Here is a 17,046-nt window from a genome sequence, read left to right on the forward strand (position 1 = left end):
GTACGCAAGGATGGGGGCATGCCCAACCGACTTGCGCACGCCACGTCCCCGTACCTTCTCCAGCACGCGGACAACCCCGTCGACTGGTGGCAGTGGGAGCCCGCTGCCTTCGACGAGGCGCGCAGTCGCGGCGTGCCCGTGTTCCTGAGCGTGGGGTACAGCAGCTGCCACTGGTGCCATGTCCTCGCGCACGAGTCCTTCGAGGACGAGCTGGTCGCCGCGTACATGAACGAGCATTTCGTCAGCATCAAGGTGGACCGCGAGGAGCGGCCCGACGTGGACGCCGTCTACATGGAGGCCGTACAGGCGGCCACCGGGCAGGGCGGCTGGCCGATGTCGGTCTTCATGACGGCCGACGCCGAGCCCTTCTACTTCGGCACCTACTTTCCGCCCGAGCCCCGGCACGGTATGCCCTCCTTCATGCAGGTGCTGGAAGGCGTCCACGCAGCGTGGACCGGCCGTCGTGAAGAGGTGGGAGAGGTCGCGCAGAAGATCACGCGAGACCTGGCCGGCCGCGCGTTCAGCACCGAAGGCACGGGGAGGCCGACCGACGAGTCCCAGGCCCGCGCCCTGCTCGCCCTGACCCGGGACTACGACCCGGCCAGCGGATGGTTCGGGGGTGGTGACACGAAGTTCCCGCCGAGCATGATCGTGGAGTTCCTACTGCGTCACCACGCCCGGACCGGGGCCGAGGGGGCCCGCGAAATGGCCGAAGGGGCGTGTGGGGCGATGGCCCGCTCGAGTCTCTTCGACCAGGTGGGAGGCGGGTTCCACCGCTACGTGCTGCGTCAGCAGGCCAGTGGTGTTTTGGTACCGCACTTCGAAAAGATGCTCTATGACAACGCGCTGCTCTGCCGGGTGTACGCGCACCTGTGGCGTGCCACCGGGTCCGATCTCGCGCGCCGGGTCGCGCTGGAGACCGCCGATTTCATGGTCCGGGAGCTGCGCACCGATCAGGGCGGCTTCGCCTCCGCGCTCGACGCCGACAGTGCGGACCCGCTGACCGGGGAGCACGTCGAGGGGGCCTACTACGCCTGGACCCCGGCCCAGCTGCGCGAGGTGCTGGGGGAGGCCGACGGGGATCTGGCCGCCGGGTACTTCGGGGTGACCGAGGAGGGGACCTTCGAGCACGGGACGTCCGTGCTGCAGCTGCCCCAGGACGGCCCCGCGGTGGAGGCGGGCAGGCTCGCCGGGATCAAGGAGCGGCTGCTGGCCGCGCGGGTCCGGCGGCCCGCGCCCGGGCGGGACGACAAGATCGTCGCCGCGTGGAACGGGCTGGCGATCGCCGCGCTCGCCGAGTGCGGGGCCTACTTCGAGCGGCCCGACCTGGTGGAGCGGGCGACCGAGGCGGCCGATCTGCTGGTGCGCGTGCACATGGACGGCCGGGCGCGGCTGTCGCGCACGAGCAAGGACGGGCGGGTCGGTGGCAACGACGGGGTCCTGGAGGACTACGGCGACGTGGCGGAGGGCTTCCTCGCGCTGGCGTCCGTGACCGGCGAGGGGGTCTGGCTTGAGTTCGCCGGGTTCCTCGTCGACCTGGTCCTGGACCGGTTCACCGCCGAGGACGGGTCGCTGTACGACACGGCGCACGACGCGGAGAAGCTCATCCGCAGGCCGCAGGATCCGACGGACACGGCCGCCCCGTCGGGGTGGACGGCGGCCGCGGGCGCGCTGCTCTCGTACGCGGCGCACACGGGGTCGGAGGCGCACCGTACGGCGGCGGAGCGGGCGCTCGGGGTGGTGCACGCGCTCGGGCCGCGGGTGCCGCGCTTCATCGGGCACGGGCTGTCGGTGGCCGAGGCGCTCCTCGACGGGCCGCGCGAGGTGGCGGTCGTCGGCCATCCGGAGGATCCGGCGCTGGCGCTGCTGCACCGGACCGCGTTGCTGGGGACGGCTCCCGGGGCGGTGGTGGCGATGGGTCTGCCGCGCGCGGCGGACGGCGGCGGAGGCGAGTTCCCCCTTCTTGCCGAGCGCACGCTCGTGCACGACCTTCCGACGGCGTATGTGTGTCGACATTTCGTCTGCGCGCGGCCTACGACGGATCCGGTCGAGCTGGCCGAGCAGTTGGGTGCGATTCGCCCCTGAAGCTGCCGGAGTACCGTCAATTCCGGTTGCGCGTGCATGAGTTGAGAAACGAGCTTTTTATCTGCGATGCGGCTGAGTGTCATGTTCACTGCCTAATCTCGTAGCTTCGGGAGTCACCGAGACGGCGTACTGGGGGGTGCGCGCGAGGGGGAAGCGGGGGCGGCTGGCCGGGGGGCCCGCCGTGAGCCCCCGGGGGGGTTTGCTGATCGCCGCCGGGGGGGGGGGGCGGCGGGTCTGTGGGGGGCCTTTTGTACACATCTGTGTTCATCGCTGTGATTTCCCTGGCGCTCTTCTGGATGGCGGCGTTCACGCTCTGGTGGCAGATGCACGCGTGGCGGACCCCCGAGGTGCTCGCCTCCACGCGCTTCGACCGCCCCGACGGGGAGGGCCGCCTCGCCTTCTCGCTGCTGCTGCCCGCCCGCCACGAGCAGGCGGTCCTGGAGCACACGATCGACCGGCTGCTGGAGTCGAGCCACACCGACTACGAGATCATCGTGATCGTCGGACACGACGACCCCGGGACGGCCGCCGTCGCCGAACGGGCCGCCGCCCGCGCGCCGGCCCGCGTACGGGTCGTGGCCGACCACCACGAGACGAAGAACAAGCCGAAGGCCCTCAACACCGCCCTCCCGTCCTGCCGCGGTGACATCGTCGGAGTCTTCGACGCCGAGGACCAGGTCCACCCCGAGCTGCTCGCCCACGTCGACCACGCCTTCCGCTCCACCGGCGCCGACGTGGTCCAGGGCGGGGTCCAGCTCATCAACTTCCACTCCAGCTGGTACAGCCTGCGCAACTGCCTGGAGTACTTCTTCTGGTTCCGCTCCCGGCTGCACCTGCACGCCGAGAAGGGATTCATCCCGCTCGGCGGCAACACCGTCTTCGTGCGCACGGAGGTGCTGCGCGAGGCCGGCGGCTGGGACCAGAACTGCCTCGCCGAGGACTGCGACCTCGGGGTGCGGCTGTCGTCGGTCGGCAAGAAGGTGGTCGTCGCCTACGACTCCGACATGGTCACCCGCGAGGAGACGCCCGGCTCGCTGGTGAGCCTGCTCAAGCAGCGCACCCGCTGGAACCAGGGTTTCCTCCAGGTTTACCGGAAGAAGGACTGGCAGCAGCTGCCCGGCCGCGGCCAGCGCTGGCTGGCCCGCTACACGCTGATGACGCCCTTCATGCAGGCCGCGTCCGGGGTGATCATTCCGCTCAACTTCGCCGTCGCGGTGCTCCTCGACGTGCCGGTCGGCATCGCGATCATCACCTTCCTCCCCATGATCACGGCGATGGTGACCTTCGTCTTCGAGATCGTCGGCCTGCACGACTTCGGCCGCCAGTACGGTCTGCGCGTCCGCCTCGTGCACTACGTCAAGCTCGTCGTCGGCGGCCCGTTCTACCAGGTGATGCTCGCCGGGGCCGCGATCCGCGCGGTCTGGCGCGAGCAGCGCGGCCGCAACGAGTGGGAGCTCACCAGCCACACCGGCGCCCACCTGGCCGCGACCGCACCCGACAGCGCTGCCGCCACCGCGCCCGACAGCGCTGCCGCCACCGCGCCCGTCCCCGCCACCGCCGCATCCGGTGTCGTCTCCGCCTCCACCGCGATCCGAGAGGACAGCCGCCAGTGACCGCCACCCTGCCCACGGCCACTGATCCCCAGCCCGGGACCGGCACCGACACCGGCACCGACACCGGCACCGGCACCGACACCGGGACCGACACCGGCACCCTCACCGTCCCGGCCCGGCCGACGCCCGCCGCCGGCGGCCTCGGCGTGCGCCCGGCCGCGCCTGCCCGGCCGCTCGTGCGCTTCCGCTCCTCCCGCCCCGACCTGCTGCTGTGCGGCGCCCTGCTGCTGGTGATCGTGCTGGTCCAGGGCTGGAACATCACGAACTTCCCGACCCTGAGCGACGACGAGGGCACCTACCTCGCGCAGGCCTGGGCCGTCCAGCAGGGCGATGGCCTCGCCCACTACACGTACTGGTACGACCATCCGCCGCTCGGCTGGATCCAGGTCGCGGGCCTGACCTACCTGCCGTCGCTGTTCGTGCCCGACTGGATGACCGTCGCACCCATGCGGTTCTCGATGCTCGCCGTCTCCGCCGCCTCCTGCGTGCTGCTGTACGTCCTGGCGCGCCGGCTGTGGCTGCCGCGCTGGGCGGCCGGGCTCGCGATGGCCCTCTTCGGGCTGTCGCCGCTCTCCGTGGTCCTCCAGCGGGAGATCTTCCTCGACAACCTCGCCGTGATGTGGATGCTGCTGGCCTTCTGCCTCGCCGCGTCCCCCAGCCGCCACCTGTGGCACCACTTCGGCTCCGGGCTGGCGGCCGCCACCGCCGTCCTGACCAAGGAGACGATGCTGGTGGTGCTCCCGGCGCTGCTGGTGACGATGTGGCGCCACAGCCACCGCGACACCCGTAAGTTCGCGGTCACCGGTGCGATCACCGCCTGCGCCCTGATCGGGCTGTCGTACCCGCTGTACGCCCTGCTCAACGGCGAGCTGCTGCCCGGCTCCGGGCACGTGTCGCTCATCGACGGCATCACCTACCAGATGGGCCGCGAGGGCTCCGGCTTCATCCTCACGCCCGGCTCCGGCTCGAACGGCGTGTTCCGGTCCTGGCTCTACTACGACACCGTCCTCCCGCTCGGTGGTCTGGCCGGGGCGGTGCTGCTGATCGTCACCGTGCGCCGGTCGGTGACCGCCCGCGCGCTGGCCGGTCCCGCGCTCGCCGCCGTGATCCTCGCCGCCGTCGCGATGCGGCCCTCCGGATACCTGCCGGCGATGTACGTGATCCAGGCGCTGCCCTTCCTCGCGCTCGTCCTGGCCGGGGGAGCGGCCAGTACCACGCACGCCGTACTGCGCCGCCGCCGCGGGCCGGGGGAGCGCAGGCCGCTGGTGTGGGCGCGCTGGGCGCTGCTCGGCGTACTCGCCGCGTCGGCCGCGGTGTACGTGCTGCCGCGCTGGTACGACGGCAACCGCACCGCGCTGACGGTGGACGCGAACGCCCCGTACCGGCAGGCCGCGGCCTGGCTCGGCCGCGAGGTCGCCGATCCGGCGCACACCCGGGTGCTGCTGGACGACGCGCTCTGGCTGGACGCGGTGCACCACGGCTTCGAGCCCGGCCTCGGCGCGATCTGGTTCTACAAGGCGGACCTCGACCCGGCCGTCACCGAGGCCCTGCCGCGGGGCTGGCGGGACATCGACTACGTGGTCTCCTCGCCCACCGTGCGCCGGGACGCGGTGAACCTGCCCAACGTGAAGGCGGCGCTGGAGCATTCGGCGGTGGTGGCGGTCTTCGGCTCGGGCGAGGACCGCATCGAGATCCGCCGGACCGACCGTACGAGTGGGAGCTGAGCGCGTATGAGCGAGGACCTGTGGCCCCTCCATGCCCCGATCGACACGGACCTCACCCTTCCGCAGGCGGTGACCGGCAGCGTCACCCTCATCATCCCGACCTTCAACGAGGCGGGGAACATCACCGAGTTGCTGCGCCGGCTCGGTGACGCACTGCCCGACCCCGCACAGCTGCCGCGCGAGGTGCTGTTCGTGGACGACTCCACGGACGACACCCCGGCTGTCATCGAGAAGGCCGCCGCCGACCACCCCTTCCCGGTGTCGGTCCTGCACCGGCAGACGGCCGACGGCGGGCTCGGCGGCGCCGTCGTCGAAGGGATCGGGCGCGCGGACACCGACTGGATCGTCGTCATGGACGCCGACCTCCAGCACCCGCCCCACCTGGTGCCCGAGCTCGTCGGCGAGGGCCTGCGCACCGGCGCCGACCTCGTCGTCGCCTCCCGGTACATCAGCGGCGGCAGCCGGGCCGGGCTGGCCGGGAGCTACCGCATCGCCGTCTCCCGCGCCGCGACCTGGCTGACGAAGGGGCTCTTCCCGCGCGCGCTGCGCGGGATCAGCGACCCGATGAGCGGCTTCTTCGCGATGCGCCGTTCCGCCGTCACCGCGCAGGCCCTGAAGCCGCTGGGCTACAAGATCCTGCTGGAGCTGGCGGTGCGCTGCCGCCCAGGCAAGGTCGCCGAGGTGCCGTTCGTCTTCCAGGACCGCTTCTCGGGGGAGTCGAAGTCCACCGCCCGCGAGGGCATGCGCTTCCTCGCCCACCTCGCCTCGCTGCGCTCGGCCGCCCCGCTGGCCCGCATGATCGGCTTCGGGCTGATCGGGCTCTCCGGCTTCGTCCCGAACCTGGCCGCGCTCTGGCTGCTCACGCGTGCGGGGATGCACTACCTGCCGGCCGAGATCGTCGCCAACCAGGCGGGGGTCCTGTGGAACTTCCTGCTCATCGAGACCCTGCTCTTCCGCGACCGGCGCCGGCACCGGCACTGGGCGGACCGGGTCGGGCGCTTCGCGCTGCTCGCCAACGCCGATCTGCTGCTGCGCATCCCGCTGATCGCGGTGTTCGTCGCCGAGCTCGGGATGGAGGTGCTGCCCGCCACCGCCCTCGCCCTGGTGACGACCTTCGTCCTGCGGTTCGCGGCCACCGAGGCCCTCGTCTATCTGCCGCGTCACAACAGGAGTTGAGCCGCACAGAAAGGAACCCCTCCATGCGTCTGACGATCCGGCGGAGGGCAGGGCGGCGGGCCGCCCTGCTCGCCGTCGGGGCGATGACCGCGAGCCTGCTGCTCACCGCGCCGCAGCAGGCCACGGCCGGTCCGCCCAATCTGCTCTCCAATCCCGGTTTCGAGACCGCCGGAGCCGCCGGCTCCGACATGCCGTCCTGCTGGTCCAAGTCCGGCTGGGGCGACAACGACTTCACCTTCGCCACCGTCGCCGACGCGCACGGCGGCACCAAAGCGATGAAGGTCTCGCTCACGCGCCGCGTGGACGGCGACCGCAAGGCGCTGGTCACGGAGAACAGCACCTGTGCCCCGACCGTCGTACCGGGCAGGCAGTACGACCTGTCCGCCTGGTACAAGTCGAACACCCCGGACGTGTCGGTGACCGTGTTCCGCCATGACGCGACGGCGGGCTGGCAGTACTGGACCGACCTGCAGAACCCGCCCGTCAGCGCGGCCTGGGCGCGTACGGAGGTCCGTACGCCGGCCGTTCCGCCGGGCACCGACAAGATCGCGTGGGGTCTTTCGGTCTACGGGGTGGGCACGCTCACCACCGACGACTACGCGCTGGAGGAGGTGGGCGCCGTCCCGCCGCAGCCGGTCTGTTCGGGTACGGCGGAGGAGTGCGCCAAGGGGAAGTGGCAGGTGATCCCGGCGCAGAACCCGGTGCGTTCGATGCACGCGGTCGTGCTGAAGAACGGCAAGGTGCTGCTGATCGCGGGTTCGGGCAACGACATCGCCCAGTTCAACGCGGGCACCTTCACCTCCGCCGTCTACGACCCGGCGAACGGGTCGTTCAGGACGATCCCGACCCCCGTCGACATGTTCTGCGCGGGCCACGTGCAGCTGGCGGACGGCCGGGTGCTGGTGATGAGCGGCAACAAGGGGTACCCGTCGGCCGACGGCTCGATCGGATACCAGGGGTTGAAGGACTCCTACACCTTCGACCCGGCGACCGAGACGTACACGAGGACGAACGACATGAACGGCGGGCACTGGTACCCGTCGGCGACGATCCTCGGCAACGGTGACGTGATCTCCTTCGGCGGGCTGAAGGAGGACTCCACCGGCAACGTGACGGCGGAGAAGTTCTCGGCGGCGCAGAACAAGTGGCTGCCGATGAACCAGGTCAACCAGACCTGGTCGTACTGGGGGCTGTACCCGTCGATGATCCTGATGCAGGACGGGCGGCTCTTCTACTCGGGCAGCCACACCTTCGGCAACGGCACCCCGGGCACCGGGGCCTCGGTCTACGACTACGGCGCCAACACCGTCACCGACGTGCCGGGCCTGCGGAACAAGGACGAGCGGGACGAGTCGGCGAGCGTGCTGCTGCCCCCGGCCCAGGACCAGCGGGTGCTGACCATCGGCGGCGGCAACAACGAGCGCAATCCGGCGGCCAACCGCCTCACCGACATCATCGACCTCAAGCAGCCGAGCCCCGCCTACACGGCCGGCCTGCCGATCCCGCAGGGCCTGGTCGACCAGGGCCAGGGCAAGCGGCCGCAGACCGGCGCCGAGGGCAAGATGTTCGTGTCGGCGGTGCTGCTGCCGGACGGCAAGGTGCTGGAGACCGGCGGCGGGCTGCACGACCGGGCCGACCCGGTCTTCGAGGCCTCCTTCTTCGACCCGGTGACCAACACCTACCAGGCGGGTCTCGCCGCCGACCCGATCCCGCGGACCTACCACTCGGCGTCGTTCCTGATGCCGGACGGCCGGGTCATGTCGGTCGGCGACAACCCGGGCAACGGGACGTACAACCACAACGTGTCGATCTACACCCCGCCCTACCTCTTCAAGGGCGCCCGCCCGCAGATCACCTCGGTGATCGACACGCAGTGGGTGTACGGGGACACGCAGCGGATCACCGTCAACCGGCCGGTCGCCAAGGCGGAGCTGATCCGCCCGGCGGCGGTCACCCACTCCTCGGACCCCAACCAGCGGTTCGTGGACCTGCCCATGACCGTCGTCAACGGCACCACCGTCGACCTCAACGTCACCAGCAACCCCAACCTGGCGCCGCCCGGCTGGTACATGCTCTTCGCCGTCGACGCGAACGGCATCCCTTCGATCGCGACCTGGGTGCACCTCGGCGGCCCGTCCGCGCTCGCCGCCGCCCAGGAGCAGCCCTCCGCGCACGAGCACGCCTTCGCGGACCGGCTGGGGCCGGCCAAGCAGAACCCGGCCCAGCGGGACTCCGTCCCGGTCGCGCCGGGCGTGGCCGGCTGCGACCGGCACTACGGCACGGCCAACGTGTGCGTACCGACCCGCTTCCCGGCCGAGGTGGCGGCGACCACGAAGGCCCGCTGCGACTGGCTGGCCGCCCACCAGTACCCGAAGCGCCTGAAGGTCAACGGCAGCGATCCGCTGCGCCTGGACCCCGACCGCGACGGCCGCGCCTGCTGAACACCAGGACCCCGCCGCCCCCTCGGGGCGGCGGGGTCCTGCGCGGCTGCGTCCGGATCAGTGCTGGTAGGCGACGAGCGAGATGCCGACGTAGTGGGCCACGAAGGCCGCGAGGGTCAGCGAGTGGAAGACCTCGTGGAAGCCGAAGAAGCGCGGGGAGGGGTTCGGGCGCTTCATGCCGTAGATGACCCCGCCCACGCTGTAGAGGAGCCCGCCGACGATCACCAGGACCAGGACGGCGATCCCGCCGGTGCGCATGAAGTCGGGCAGGAAGAAGACCGCGGCCCAGCCCATGGCGATGTAGCAGGGCGTGTAGAGCCAGCGCGGGGCGCCGACCCAGAAAACGCGGAAGGCGATGCCGGCGGCGGCCGCGATCCACACCGCCCACAGCAGGGTCCGCCCGGTGGAGGGCGGCAGCAGCAGGACGGTCAGCGGGGTGTAGGTACCCGCGATGATCAGGAAGATGTTGGCGTGGTCGAGCCGTCGCAGGATGGCCTCGCCGCGCGGCCCCCAGGTGCCGCGGTGGTAGACGGCGCTGACGCCGAAGAGCAGGCAGGCGGTGAGAATGTACACACCGCAGGCGACCCGTGCCTTCGTCGAGTCGGTGAAGGCCATCAGCACCAGGCCCGCGATGACCACGGCGGGGAACATCCCGGTGTGCAGCCAGCCGCGCATCAGCGGCTTGGCCTCCGGTGCGGCCGGAGCGGCCGGAACGGCCAGGTCCGCCGGGACGGCGGCGGCATCAGAAGTCATGCGCGCCATGCTACCTACGGGTCCGTAGGTTTCCGTTAGTGGTCTTTACGGAAGATTGACGGACGTGGCAATGCTCACGTGAGAGGCCCTCTGGACATATGCGCACATCCACCGGATGATCAGATGAGTGCGGTCGACACCGGATGAGCGGAGCGCGAAGCGTCCGGGTCGCAGCCCCCACGGGGCCTACACCAAACAAACCCCTCAACAAGGAGCAATCGTGGCGCGCGACAACGCGGCTCCCACTTCCATCCCGACGACCCACCAGGAGCTGATCTCCTGGGTGGACGAGATCGCAGCCCTCACCCAGCCCGACCGAGTCGTCTGGTGCGACGGCTCCGAGGCCGAGTACGAGCGCCTGTGCGAGGAGCTCGTCGCCAAGGGAACGTTCAAGAAGCTCGACGAGACGAAGCGCCCGAACTCCTACTACGCCGCCTCCGACCCGTCCGACGTCGCGCGCGTCGAGGACCGGACCTTCATCTGCTCCGAGAAGGAGGAGGACGCGGGCCCGACCAACCACTGGAAGGCCCCCGCCGAGATGAAGGAGATCTTCGCCGGCGGCGAAGGCATCTTCCGCGGTTCCATGAAGGGCCGGACGATGTACGTCGTCCCGTTCTGCATGGGCCCCCTCGGCTCCGAGCTCTCCGCGATCGGCGTCGAGATCACCGACTCCGCCTACGTCGCGGTCGCCATGCGCACCATGACCCGCATGGGCAAGGCCGTCCTCGACGAGCTCGGCACCGACGGGTTCTTCGTCAAGGCCGTCCACACCCTCGGCGCTCCGCTCGCCGAGGGCGAGGCCGACGTGCCGTGGCCCTGCAACACCACCAAGTACATCTCGCACTTCCCGGAGACCCGCGAGATCTGGTCCTACGGATCCGGCTACGGCGGCAACGCCCTCCTCGGCAAGAAGTGCTACGCCCTGCGCATCGCGTCCGTCATGGCCCGCGACGAGGGCTGGCTCGCCGAGCACATGCTGATCCTCAAGCTCACCCCGCCGGCCGGCGAGGGCGAGACCAAGTACGTCGCGGCCGCCTTCCCGTCCGCGTGCGGCAAGACCAACCTGGCCATGCTGGAGCCCACGATCCCCGGCTGGACCGTCGAGACCATCGGCGACGACATCGCCTGGATGCGCTTCGGCGAGGACGGTCGCCTCTACGCGATCAACCCCGAGGCCGGCTTCTTCGGCGTCGCCCCCGGCACCGGCGAGCACACCAACGCCAACGCCATGAAGACCATGTACGCGAACACCGTCTTCACCAACGTCGCGCTCACCGACGACGGCGACGTGTGGTGGGAGGGCATGACCGAAGAGGCGCCCGCGCACCTCGTCGACTGGAAGGGCAACGACTGGACTCCGGCCTCGGAGACCCCGGCCGCCCACCCCAACGCCCGCTTCGCCGTCCCGGCCTCGCAGTGCCCGACGATCGCCGCCGAGTGGGAGGACCCCAAGGGCGTCCCGATCTCCGCGATCCTCTTCGGCGGCCGCCGCGCCTCCGCCGTGCCGCTGGTCACCGAGTCCTTCGACTGGAACCACGGCGTCTTCATCGGCTCGAACATCGCCTCCGAGAAGACCGCCGCCGCCGAGGGCAAGGTCGGCGAACTGCGCCGCGACCCCTTCGCCATGCTGCCGTTCTGCGGCTACAACATGGGCGACTACATGGCCCACTGGGTCAAGGTGGCCGCGGACAAGGACCAGACCAAGCTCCCGAAGATCTACTACGTGAACTGGTTCCGCAAGAACGACGCGGGCAAGTTCGTGTGGCCCGGCTTCGGCGAGAACAGCCGCGTCCTGAAGTGGATCGTCGGCCGCCTCGACGGCACCGCGGAAGGCGTCGAGACCCCCATCGGCATCCTGCCGACCAAGGACTCCCTCGACCTCGACGGCCTGGACCTCCCGGCCGAGGACCTCGACTTCCTCCTCACCGTCGACAAGGAGGTCTGGCGCGAGGAGGCCGCCCTGGTCCCCGAGCACCTCAACACCTACGGCGACCACACTCCCAAGGAGCTGTGGGACCAGTACCACGCACTCGTGGAGCGCCTGGGCTGAGCCAGGACGCGCCCTGAAGAAGGGCCGATGAACGTGGGAGCCCCCGACCAAGCGGCGCCCACCGCTGTGGGAGCCCCCGACCAAGCGGTTCCCACCGCAGCACATGACCGACCTCAGGAGCGTCCGCGCTCCTCCAGGTAGGCCGTGTGCGTCTGCTGACGGCGGGCCTCCGTTTCACGGAGGTCCGCCGTCACTCTTTCCGCCTCCTCGCGCAGGAGCCCCAGCTGCCGCTCCAGGTGCTGCTCCGGCGACTCCCCGCCCGGCGTCATCCGGCTCCACCAGCGGGTCCGGTTGTAGGCGTCCACGCTCTCCGGCACGTCCCGCCGGACCGCCCGGGACACCGCGTGCACCGCCTCCGGATCGGCGACCAGCACATCGGCCACCCACCCCGGCTCCAGCAGCGCCCCGTACAGCTCCAGCAGCCCGGCGAGCGACTCCCGCGCCCCCGACGGCAGCTCCACCCCGTCGACGTAGGACCGCAGCCGCCCGAGGTCCTCGCCCAGTACGCCGAGCTCCTCGCGCGGATCGAAGGGCGGCGGCGCCGTCCGCTCCGGCGGGGCGATCAGCACGCCCGCCCCGTACAGCCCCGCGACCACCACCGGCCAGTACGCACCGGCCGCCCCGGCGAGGGTGAGAGCCAGCCCGGCCAGCCCGCAGGCGGAGCCGGCCAGGTTCTTCTTCGACTCCAGGTACGTCAGGACCCCGGTCGCCCTACTGGTAGCCACGGATCTCCTCGAACGCTCCGGCCAGCGAACCGGTCCCGCCAGTGGCGTCGAAGAGCCGTCCGCCGGTCAGTTCGGTGATGTGGGTGAGCTCCTTGCGGTCCGAGTCGCCGAACAGCACGGCGAAGACCGGCGTCCGCTTCTGCGCCTCGGGCAGCGCCGCGTAGAAGGAGTCGAAGTGCCTGGCTCCGACGCCCTCCGTGTTCTCGCCGTCCGTCATCAGCACGATCGACGTGAAGGCATCCGTGCCGCCCTTGCCCAGCTGCTGGTACGCCGCCTCCAGGCTGCCGTAGACCGCCGTACCCCCGTCCGGCTCCAGCGACTTCACGTCACGGCGGATCGCCTCCAGGGCCGGCTCCGGATTGCCCGGCTCCACCACGTGCGTGTTCACCTTCTTCACCTTCGACCCGAAGGGCAGCAGCGTCACCTCCTCGCGGTCCCGGAACCGCTGCCCGGTGCCCGAACCGCCACTGCCCGTCAGATCGGTGAGCGCCGACTTCAGCCGCCCGATCCGGTCGTCCTCGCTCATCGAACCCGAGGTGTCCAGCACGTACACCGTCCGCGAGGGCCGGCGCAGCTCGTTCTCGTAACTGGCCAGCAGCCCGTCGGCGACCGACCGCGAACCGGGGAACGGCAGTTCGCGCCGCTTCTCCTGGTCCAGCCCGGCGGCCGGCGCCACCCCGGCCGCGACCGGGCGGCGGAAGGTCCGCTCCGTGATCACCCGCTGCGCCTCCGGACCCCGCAGGTACTCCGTGAGCGCCCGCCCCGCATCACGGGCCCCGGCGGGGGCCGAGGTCAGCAACGTCAGCGGATAGTGGGCCGTGACCACACCGTCGCGCGGCCGGACCACCGTCAGCGGAGCCCCGGCGTCCTTCGCGTCCCGGTTCATGGACAGCAGCACCGACTCGTAGTTCACCAGCGCGTCCACGTCCCCGCGCCTGCCGTACGCGGTGACGAGCCAGCCCGAGGAGCCCGACGTCAGCTTCTGCCCGGCGAAGAACTCCTTCAGCCGCGGCGTGGCCGTCCTCACGTCCGCGTCGCTCAGCGCCGCCTGTGCCCCCGACAGCCCCGAGGCCACCGAGACCAGCGCGGAGAAACCGGAGTTGGAGCGCACCGGGTCGGTCATCCCGTACGTCAGCTTCCCGGCGGCGACGGCCTCGTGCACCGCCGGCCAGGTCACCTCCCCGGGCTTCCAGCCGAGCCGGGCCAGTGCCTCCGGCTTCACACCGAGGGCGACGGGCGAGGACATCACCGGGGTCTCGCTGGAGAGCTTCCCGGCGGCCTCCGGCCGCAGCCGCAGATAGTCGTTGGAGGAGAGCCAGACCGCGTCGTACCTGCCGTCGGCCTGCCCGGAGGCGACCTGCTCGGCCGCGTCCAGCGTCCCGGACCAGGTGAGCTTCACGGTGACCCCGGTCGCCTTCCGGGCCTGCTCCAGCACCGGCTCCATGTCCGCGAGCTCACTGGAGGCCAGCACCCGCAGCGTGCCCTCCTTGTAGGCCGTCTCCGCGGGCCCCGCGGGCTCGCCGGAGGTGCAGCCCGTCGCCGCCGTGAGCACGGCGAGGGCCAGCACCACGGCCGCCCGGACCCGCCCGGCCGCGCTCACAGGACACCGCCCTCGACCGCACCGGCGGTCCGCGCCCGCGCGAGGTGGGCCGACGCGCTCTGCAGCTCACCGGTCAGCGACTCCACCGTCGCCGCCATGTTCTCCGTCGCCTGCACCTTGAACGTGTCGATCGCGTCCAGCGTCTTGTAGATCTGCGCGAACGCCGTGCGCAGGGTCTCCGCGCCCACCGCCGGATCGGCCGCGATCCGCTGGATCTCGCCGCTCTGCGTCGACAGCATCTCCGCGTTGCCCCGGATCAGCTCCTCGGTCGTCCCCTTCAGCGCGTTGACCTGCTCGATCACCGTGCGCTGGTGTTCGAGGGCCGAGGCCAGCATCACGGCGATCCGCAGCGCCGACACGGTGGTGGTGGCAGCCCGGTCGACGCCCTTGATCAGCTCGTCGTTGCTGCGCCGGACCACGTCCATCGCCAGGTAGCCCTGCGCGCAGACGGCCAGCTGCGTCAGCAGGTCCTGGTGCTTCTGCCGGACCGGGAAGAGCACGTCCGCGCGCATCGCGTCGGCCGCACCCGGATCGGAGTGCTCCACCTCGGCGACCCGCCGCTCGACGGCGCCGTCCAGGGACTCGGTCAGTACCGCGTACTCCTGGAGCTTGCCCATCGTCTCCCACAGGCGCGAGCGCTCGGTGTGCAGGGCCGCGTTGTCACGCCGCAGCTCGTCCTGGCCGCTGCGCAGCGAGCCCACGATCCTGTTGAGCGTGGCCTGCGAGGAGGCGTACTTCGCCACGTGGTCGCGGAACCTGTTGCCGCCCGGCAGCTTCGCCAGCAGCCGGCGGGCCCCCTTGGCGGGCGAGTCCCGCGGGTCGAGGTCCTCGACCGTGCGGCGCAGCTCCACCAGGGAGCCGGCCACGCGGGCCTGGGCGTCGCCGCCGCCGTCCGGGCCCAGCGAGCGCACGGCCCGCTCCAGCATCCGGTTGGACTGCTGGGCGGCGCTGCGGATGTCGGCCTGGCCGAGGCCGGCTATCTCGCCGATGCGCTGCGCGAACTCGGGGGAGCGGGTGTCGATCGCGGCGAGCGAGCCGACGTACTCCGCGGCCCGGCGGGCCATCTCCTCGCGGACGCCGTCCTCAAGCGGGACCAGCCCGGAGGCCTGCTCCCTGCGTACGGGGGCGACGGGCTCCGGAGGGCTCAGGCGGAAGGACGTGTCCTCGGGCGGTGTCAGTGTCATGGCGTGTCCCCCTGGCCCTTGGCGCGCTGGGCCAGCGCCATCAGGATCTTGACGGTGGGTGTGCCGACCTGGCGGATGCCGGTCAGCCCCGTGTTGAGGTAGGCGGCGTGCGGAGCCGTCGCGGCGGCGAACTCGGCCACGCCCTCCTGCGGGCGGAACCCGCGGAGCACGGCCAGTTCGCGCAGCTTCGGATCGGTGGCGAGGAGCGTGCCCAGCTCCCGCGCCCGCTCGGTCAGCGGCACGAAGGTGTGCGCCGAGTTGACGGTGGTGTCCGGGTAGAGCACGACCATGTCGCCCGGATCCTGCTTCTGCATCAGCAGCGAGGCCACCTGGGACTCGTACACCAGGATCAGCGGTTCGCCGCTGCCGCTGATGAAGGCCCGGAAGGGGTCGTCGGTGCTGGGCTCCAGCGCGCCCTGTACGGAGATCAGCTTGCGCATCAGCGGCGCGGTGCGGGCGATGCCGGCGTCGTCGGCGACCACGGTGTTGCCGTTCGCGACGTTGGACGTGGCGGCGAGGAAGAGGGCGCCGGAGTTGGAGGAGGACGGGTCGGTGGTCTTGACGAACACCGTGCCGGTCAGCTCGGCGTGGGCCGCGGAGCCGGGCAGCTGCTGCCAGGTGCGGTCCTCGCCGGAGGCCTTGAGGAACGGCCCCATGAGCAGGGTTCCGGTGTTCTTGCCGGTCATCTTGGCGAGGCCGTTGTCGGCCAGCACCCCGGCCGCGCCCGCGCGGGCGATGACGACGAGGGGGGAGAAGAACGGCTTGGTCTCCTGGGCCCCCTTGAGCCCGGCGGCGGCCGCGACCTCCTTGGCGGGTTCACTGCTGCTGGGGAAGGCGAAGTCGAACTCCTTGAGGGCGAGCTGGTCCATCGCCCAGGAGCCCGAGGTCTCCGTCTTGACGGTGTAGCCCTTGGCGGCAAGGGCCTTGACGACGTCGGGGTCGCGGAAGAATTCGGACTTCTCCGAGCCGATGACGCCACGCACGGTCTTCGTTGCCGTGGTTTCTGGGTGATCCTGCCCCTGGAACGCGACGACGTAGAGCACGCCGCCGATCAGGAGGAGGCCCAGGACGATTCCTAGGATGCGTCTCACGGGTGCAGCGTGCTCGCGGAAACCCACATTCCGCGCCAACTTGAATGAACGTCAGGTGTCCAGGCGGTCCCACTTCGAAATGCTGTGTGAGCCCTCGGGTGCTGGTGGGCGGGGCGGCGGCCCGGGAGGATCTGGGCATGGGCGTGAGCACGTTGAAATGGCAGGGCTGGCTGGTCGGCCTGGTGACGGTGGCCGGGCTGCTGGTGTTCGCCCCGCTGGGTCTGTACGTGTGGGCGAGCGGCGGCGATCCGCCGCAGGCGCCGCCGCGGGCGGCGGTGGAGGACGTACGGGTCACCGGGTGCCGTATCGATCCGGCCAGCCGCCGGGTGGTGGCCGCGGTGGAGGCGGCGGGGCGGGCCGAGGGCCCCGGCGCGTACGTCGTCACGGTGGAGTTCCGTGACCGCGCCGAAGCGGACCCGCAGGCGCGGGCCGCGCAGGCGCTGGTGAAGATCCCGGGCGTGGCACCGGGCGCGACCGAGTACGGGGAGGCGGTCGGCCCGGTGTGGCCGGTGGCGACGGTGCCCTGGTGCGGCGTCGCCGGCGCGGAGTTCGCGCCGGCCGGCCAGGCATGACGCAGGGGGTCGCCACCGGTCCTCACCGTGGG

General features: G+C 71.3%; 12 protein-coding genes. 7 read left to right on the forward strand and 5 right to left on the reverse strand.

The window, feature by feature from the left end; all coding sequences use genetic code 11:
- The first annotated feature begins 18 nt into the window (after positions 1-18).
- From ACXNSR_RS24385 to ACXNSR_RS24405, 5 genes are all read left to right on the forward strand, one after another.
- Positions 19-2,085 carry a thioredoxin domain-containing protein gene (locus ACXNSR_RS24385; RefSeq protein WP_458637593.1) on the forward strand — a complete coding sequence of 689 codons (2,067 nt, stop codon included), beginning with the start codon at positions 19-21 and terminating at the stop codon, positions 2,083-2,085.
- Between the two features lie 248 nt (positions 2,086-2,333).
- On the forward strand, positions 2,334-3,698 hold the full coding sequence (locus tag ACXNSR_RS24390) for a glycosyltransferase (protein ID WP_458637594.1): 1,365 nt from the start codon (positions 2,334-2,336) through the stop codon (positions 3,696-3,698).
- Positions 3,695-5,422, forward strand: a complete 1,728-nt coding sequence (locus tag ACXNSR_RS24395) for an ArnT family glycosyltransferase (protein WP_458637595.1) — start codon at positions 3,695-3,697, stop codon at positions 5,420-5,422. The genes ACXNSR_RS24390 and ACXNSR_RS24395 overlap by 4 nt, the downstream gene beginning before the upstream one ends.
- A gap of 6 nt (positions 5,423-5,428) precedes the next feature.
- On the forward strand, positions 5,429-6,598 hold the full coding sequence (locus tag ACXNSR_RS24400; protein ID WP_458637596.1) for a glycosyltransferase: 1,170 nt from the start codon (positions 5,429-5,431) through the stop codon (positions 6,596-6,598).
- A 23-nt stretch (positions 6,599-6,621) separates the two neighbouring features.
- Positions 6,622-9,039, forward strand: a complete 2,418-nt coding sequence (locus tag ACXNSR_RS24405) for a galactose oxidase-like domain-containing protein (protein WP_458637597.1) — start codon at positions 6,622-6,624, stop codon at positions 9,037-9,039.
- A gap of 57 nt (positions 9,040-9,096) precedes the next feature.
- Here ACXNSR_RS24405 and trhA read toward each other — a convergent pair whose 3' ends face one another.
- On the reverse strand, positions 9,097-9,792 hold the full coding sequence (gene trhA, locus ACXNSR_RS24410; protein ID WP_458637598.1) for a PAQR family membrane homeostasis protein TrhA: 696 nt from the start codon (positions 9,790-9,792) through the stop codon (positions 9,097-9,099).
- A 220-nt stretch (positions 9,793-10,012) separates the two neighbouring features.
- Between trhA and ACXNSR_RS24415 the strand changes: the two genes are divergently transcribed.
- The gene (locus tag ACXNSR_RS24415; RefSeq protein ID WP_458637599.1) at positions 10,013-11,842 is read left to right on the forward strand and encodes a phosphoenolpyruvate carboxykinase (GTP); all 1,830 of its coding nucleotides are present in this window, start codon (positions 10,013-10,015) and stop codon (positions 11,840-11,842) included.
- A gap of 113 nt (positions 11,843-11,955) precedes the next feature.
- Here ACXNSR_RS24415 and ACXNSR_RS24420 read toward each other — a convergent pair whose 3' ends face one another.
- The 4 genes from ACXNSR_RS24420 to ACXNSR_RS24435 are packed head-to-tail and all read right to left on the reverse strand — an operon-like array spanning position 11,956 to position 16,442.
- The gene (locus ACXNSR_RS24420) at positions 11,956-12,567 is read right to left on the reverse strand and encodes a hypothetical protein (protein WP_458637600.1); all 612 of its coding nucleotides are present in this window, start codon (positions 12,565-12,567) and stop codon (positions 11,956-11,958) included.
- Entirely contained in the window at positions 12,554-14,167 is a 1,614-nt protein-coding gene (locus ACXNSR_RS24425) for a substrate-binding and vWA domain-containing protein (RefSeq protein ID WP_458637601.1), read from the reverse strand. Before ACXNSR_RS24425 ends, ACXNSR_RS24420 begins: the two co-directional genes overlap by 14 nt.
- The gene (locus ACXNSR_RS24430) at positions 14,164-15,351 is read right to left on the reverse strand and encodes a toxic anion resistance protein (RefSeq protein WP_458637602.1); all 1,188 of its coding nucleotides are present in this window, start codon (positions 15,349-15,351) and stop codon (positions 14,164-14,166) included. Before ACXNSR_RS24430 ends, ACXNSR_RS24425 begins: the two co-directional genes overlap by 4 nt.
- The gene (locus ACXNSR_RS24435; protein WP_458637603.1) at positions 15,348-16,442 is read right to left on the reverse strand and encodes a hypothetical protein; all 1,095 of its coding nucleotides are present in this window, start codon (positions 16,440-16,442) and stop codon (positions 15,348-15,350) included. Before ACXNSR_RS24435 ends, ACXNSR_RS24430 begins: the two co-directional genes overlap by 4 nt.
- Before the next feature lie 143 nt (positions 16,443-16,585).
- On the opposite strand from ACXNSR_RS24435, the gene ACXNSR_RS24440 reads away from it, so the two are divergent.
- A complete protein-coding gene (locus tag ACXNSR_RS24440; protein WP_458637604.1) occupies positions 16,586-17,014 on the forward strand; it encodes a hypothetical protein in 429 nt (142 codons plus the stop codon).
- Positions 17,015-17,046 lie beyond the last annotated feature (32 nt).

The organism is Streptomyces sp. NC-S4 (assembly GCF_054353315.1).

Excerpts from the sequence above, each read along its gene's own strand:
- ACXNSR_RS24385 (WP_458637593.1), top strand. The coding sequence starts at position 19 with ATGCCCAACCGACTTGCGCACGCCACGTCCCCGTACCTTCTCCAGCAC.
- ACXNSR_RS24400 (WP_458637596.1), top strand. The coding sequence starts at position 5,429 with ATGAGCGAGGACCTGTGGCCCCTCCATGCCCCGATCGACACGGACCTC.
- ACXNSR_RS24405 (WP_458637597.1), top strand. The coding sequence starts at position 6,622 with ATGCGTCTGACGATCCGGCGGAGGGCAGGGCGGCGGGCCGCCCTGCTC.
- trhA (WP_458637598.1), bottom strand. The coding sequence starts at position 9,792 with ATGACTTCTGATGCCGCCGCCGTCCCGGCGGACCTGGCCGTTCCGGCC.
- ACXNSR_RS24430 (WP_458637602.1), bottom strand. The coding sequence starts at position 15,351 with ATGACACTGACACCGCCCGAGGACACGTCCTTCCGCCTGAGCCCTCCG.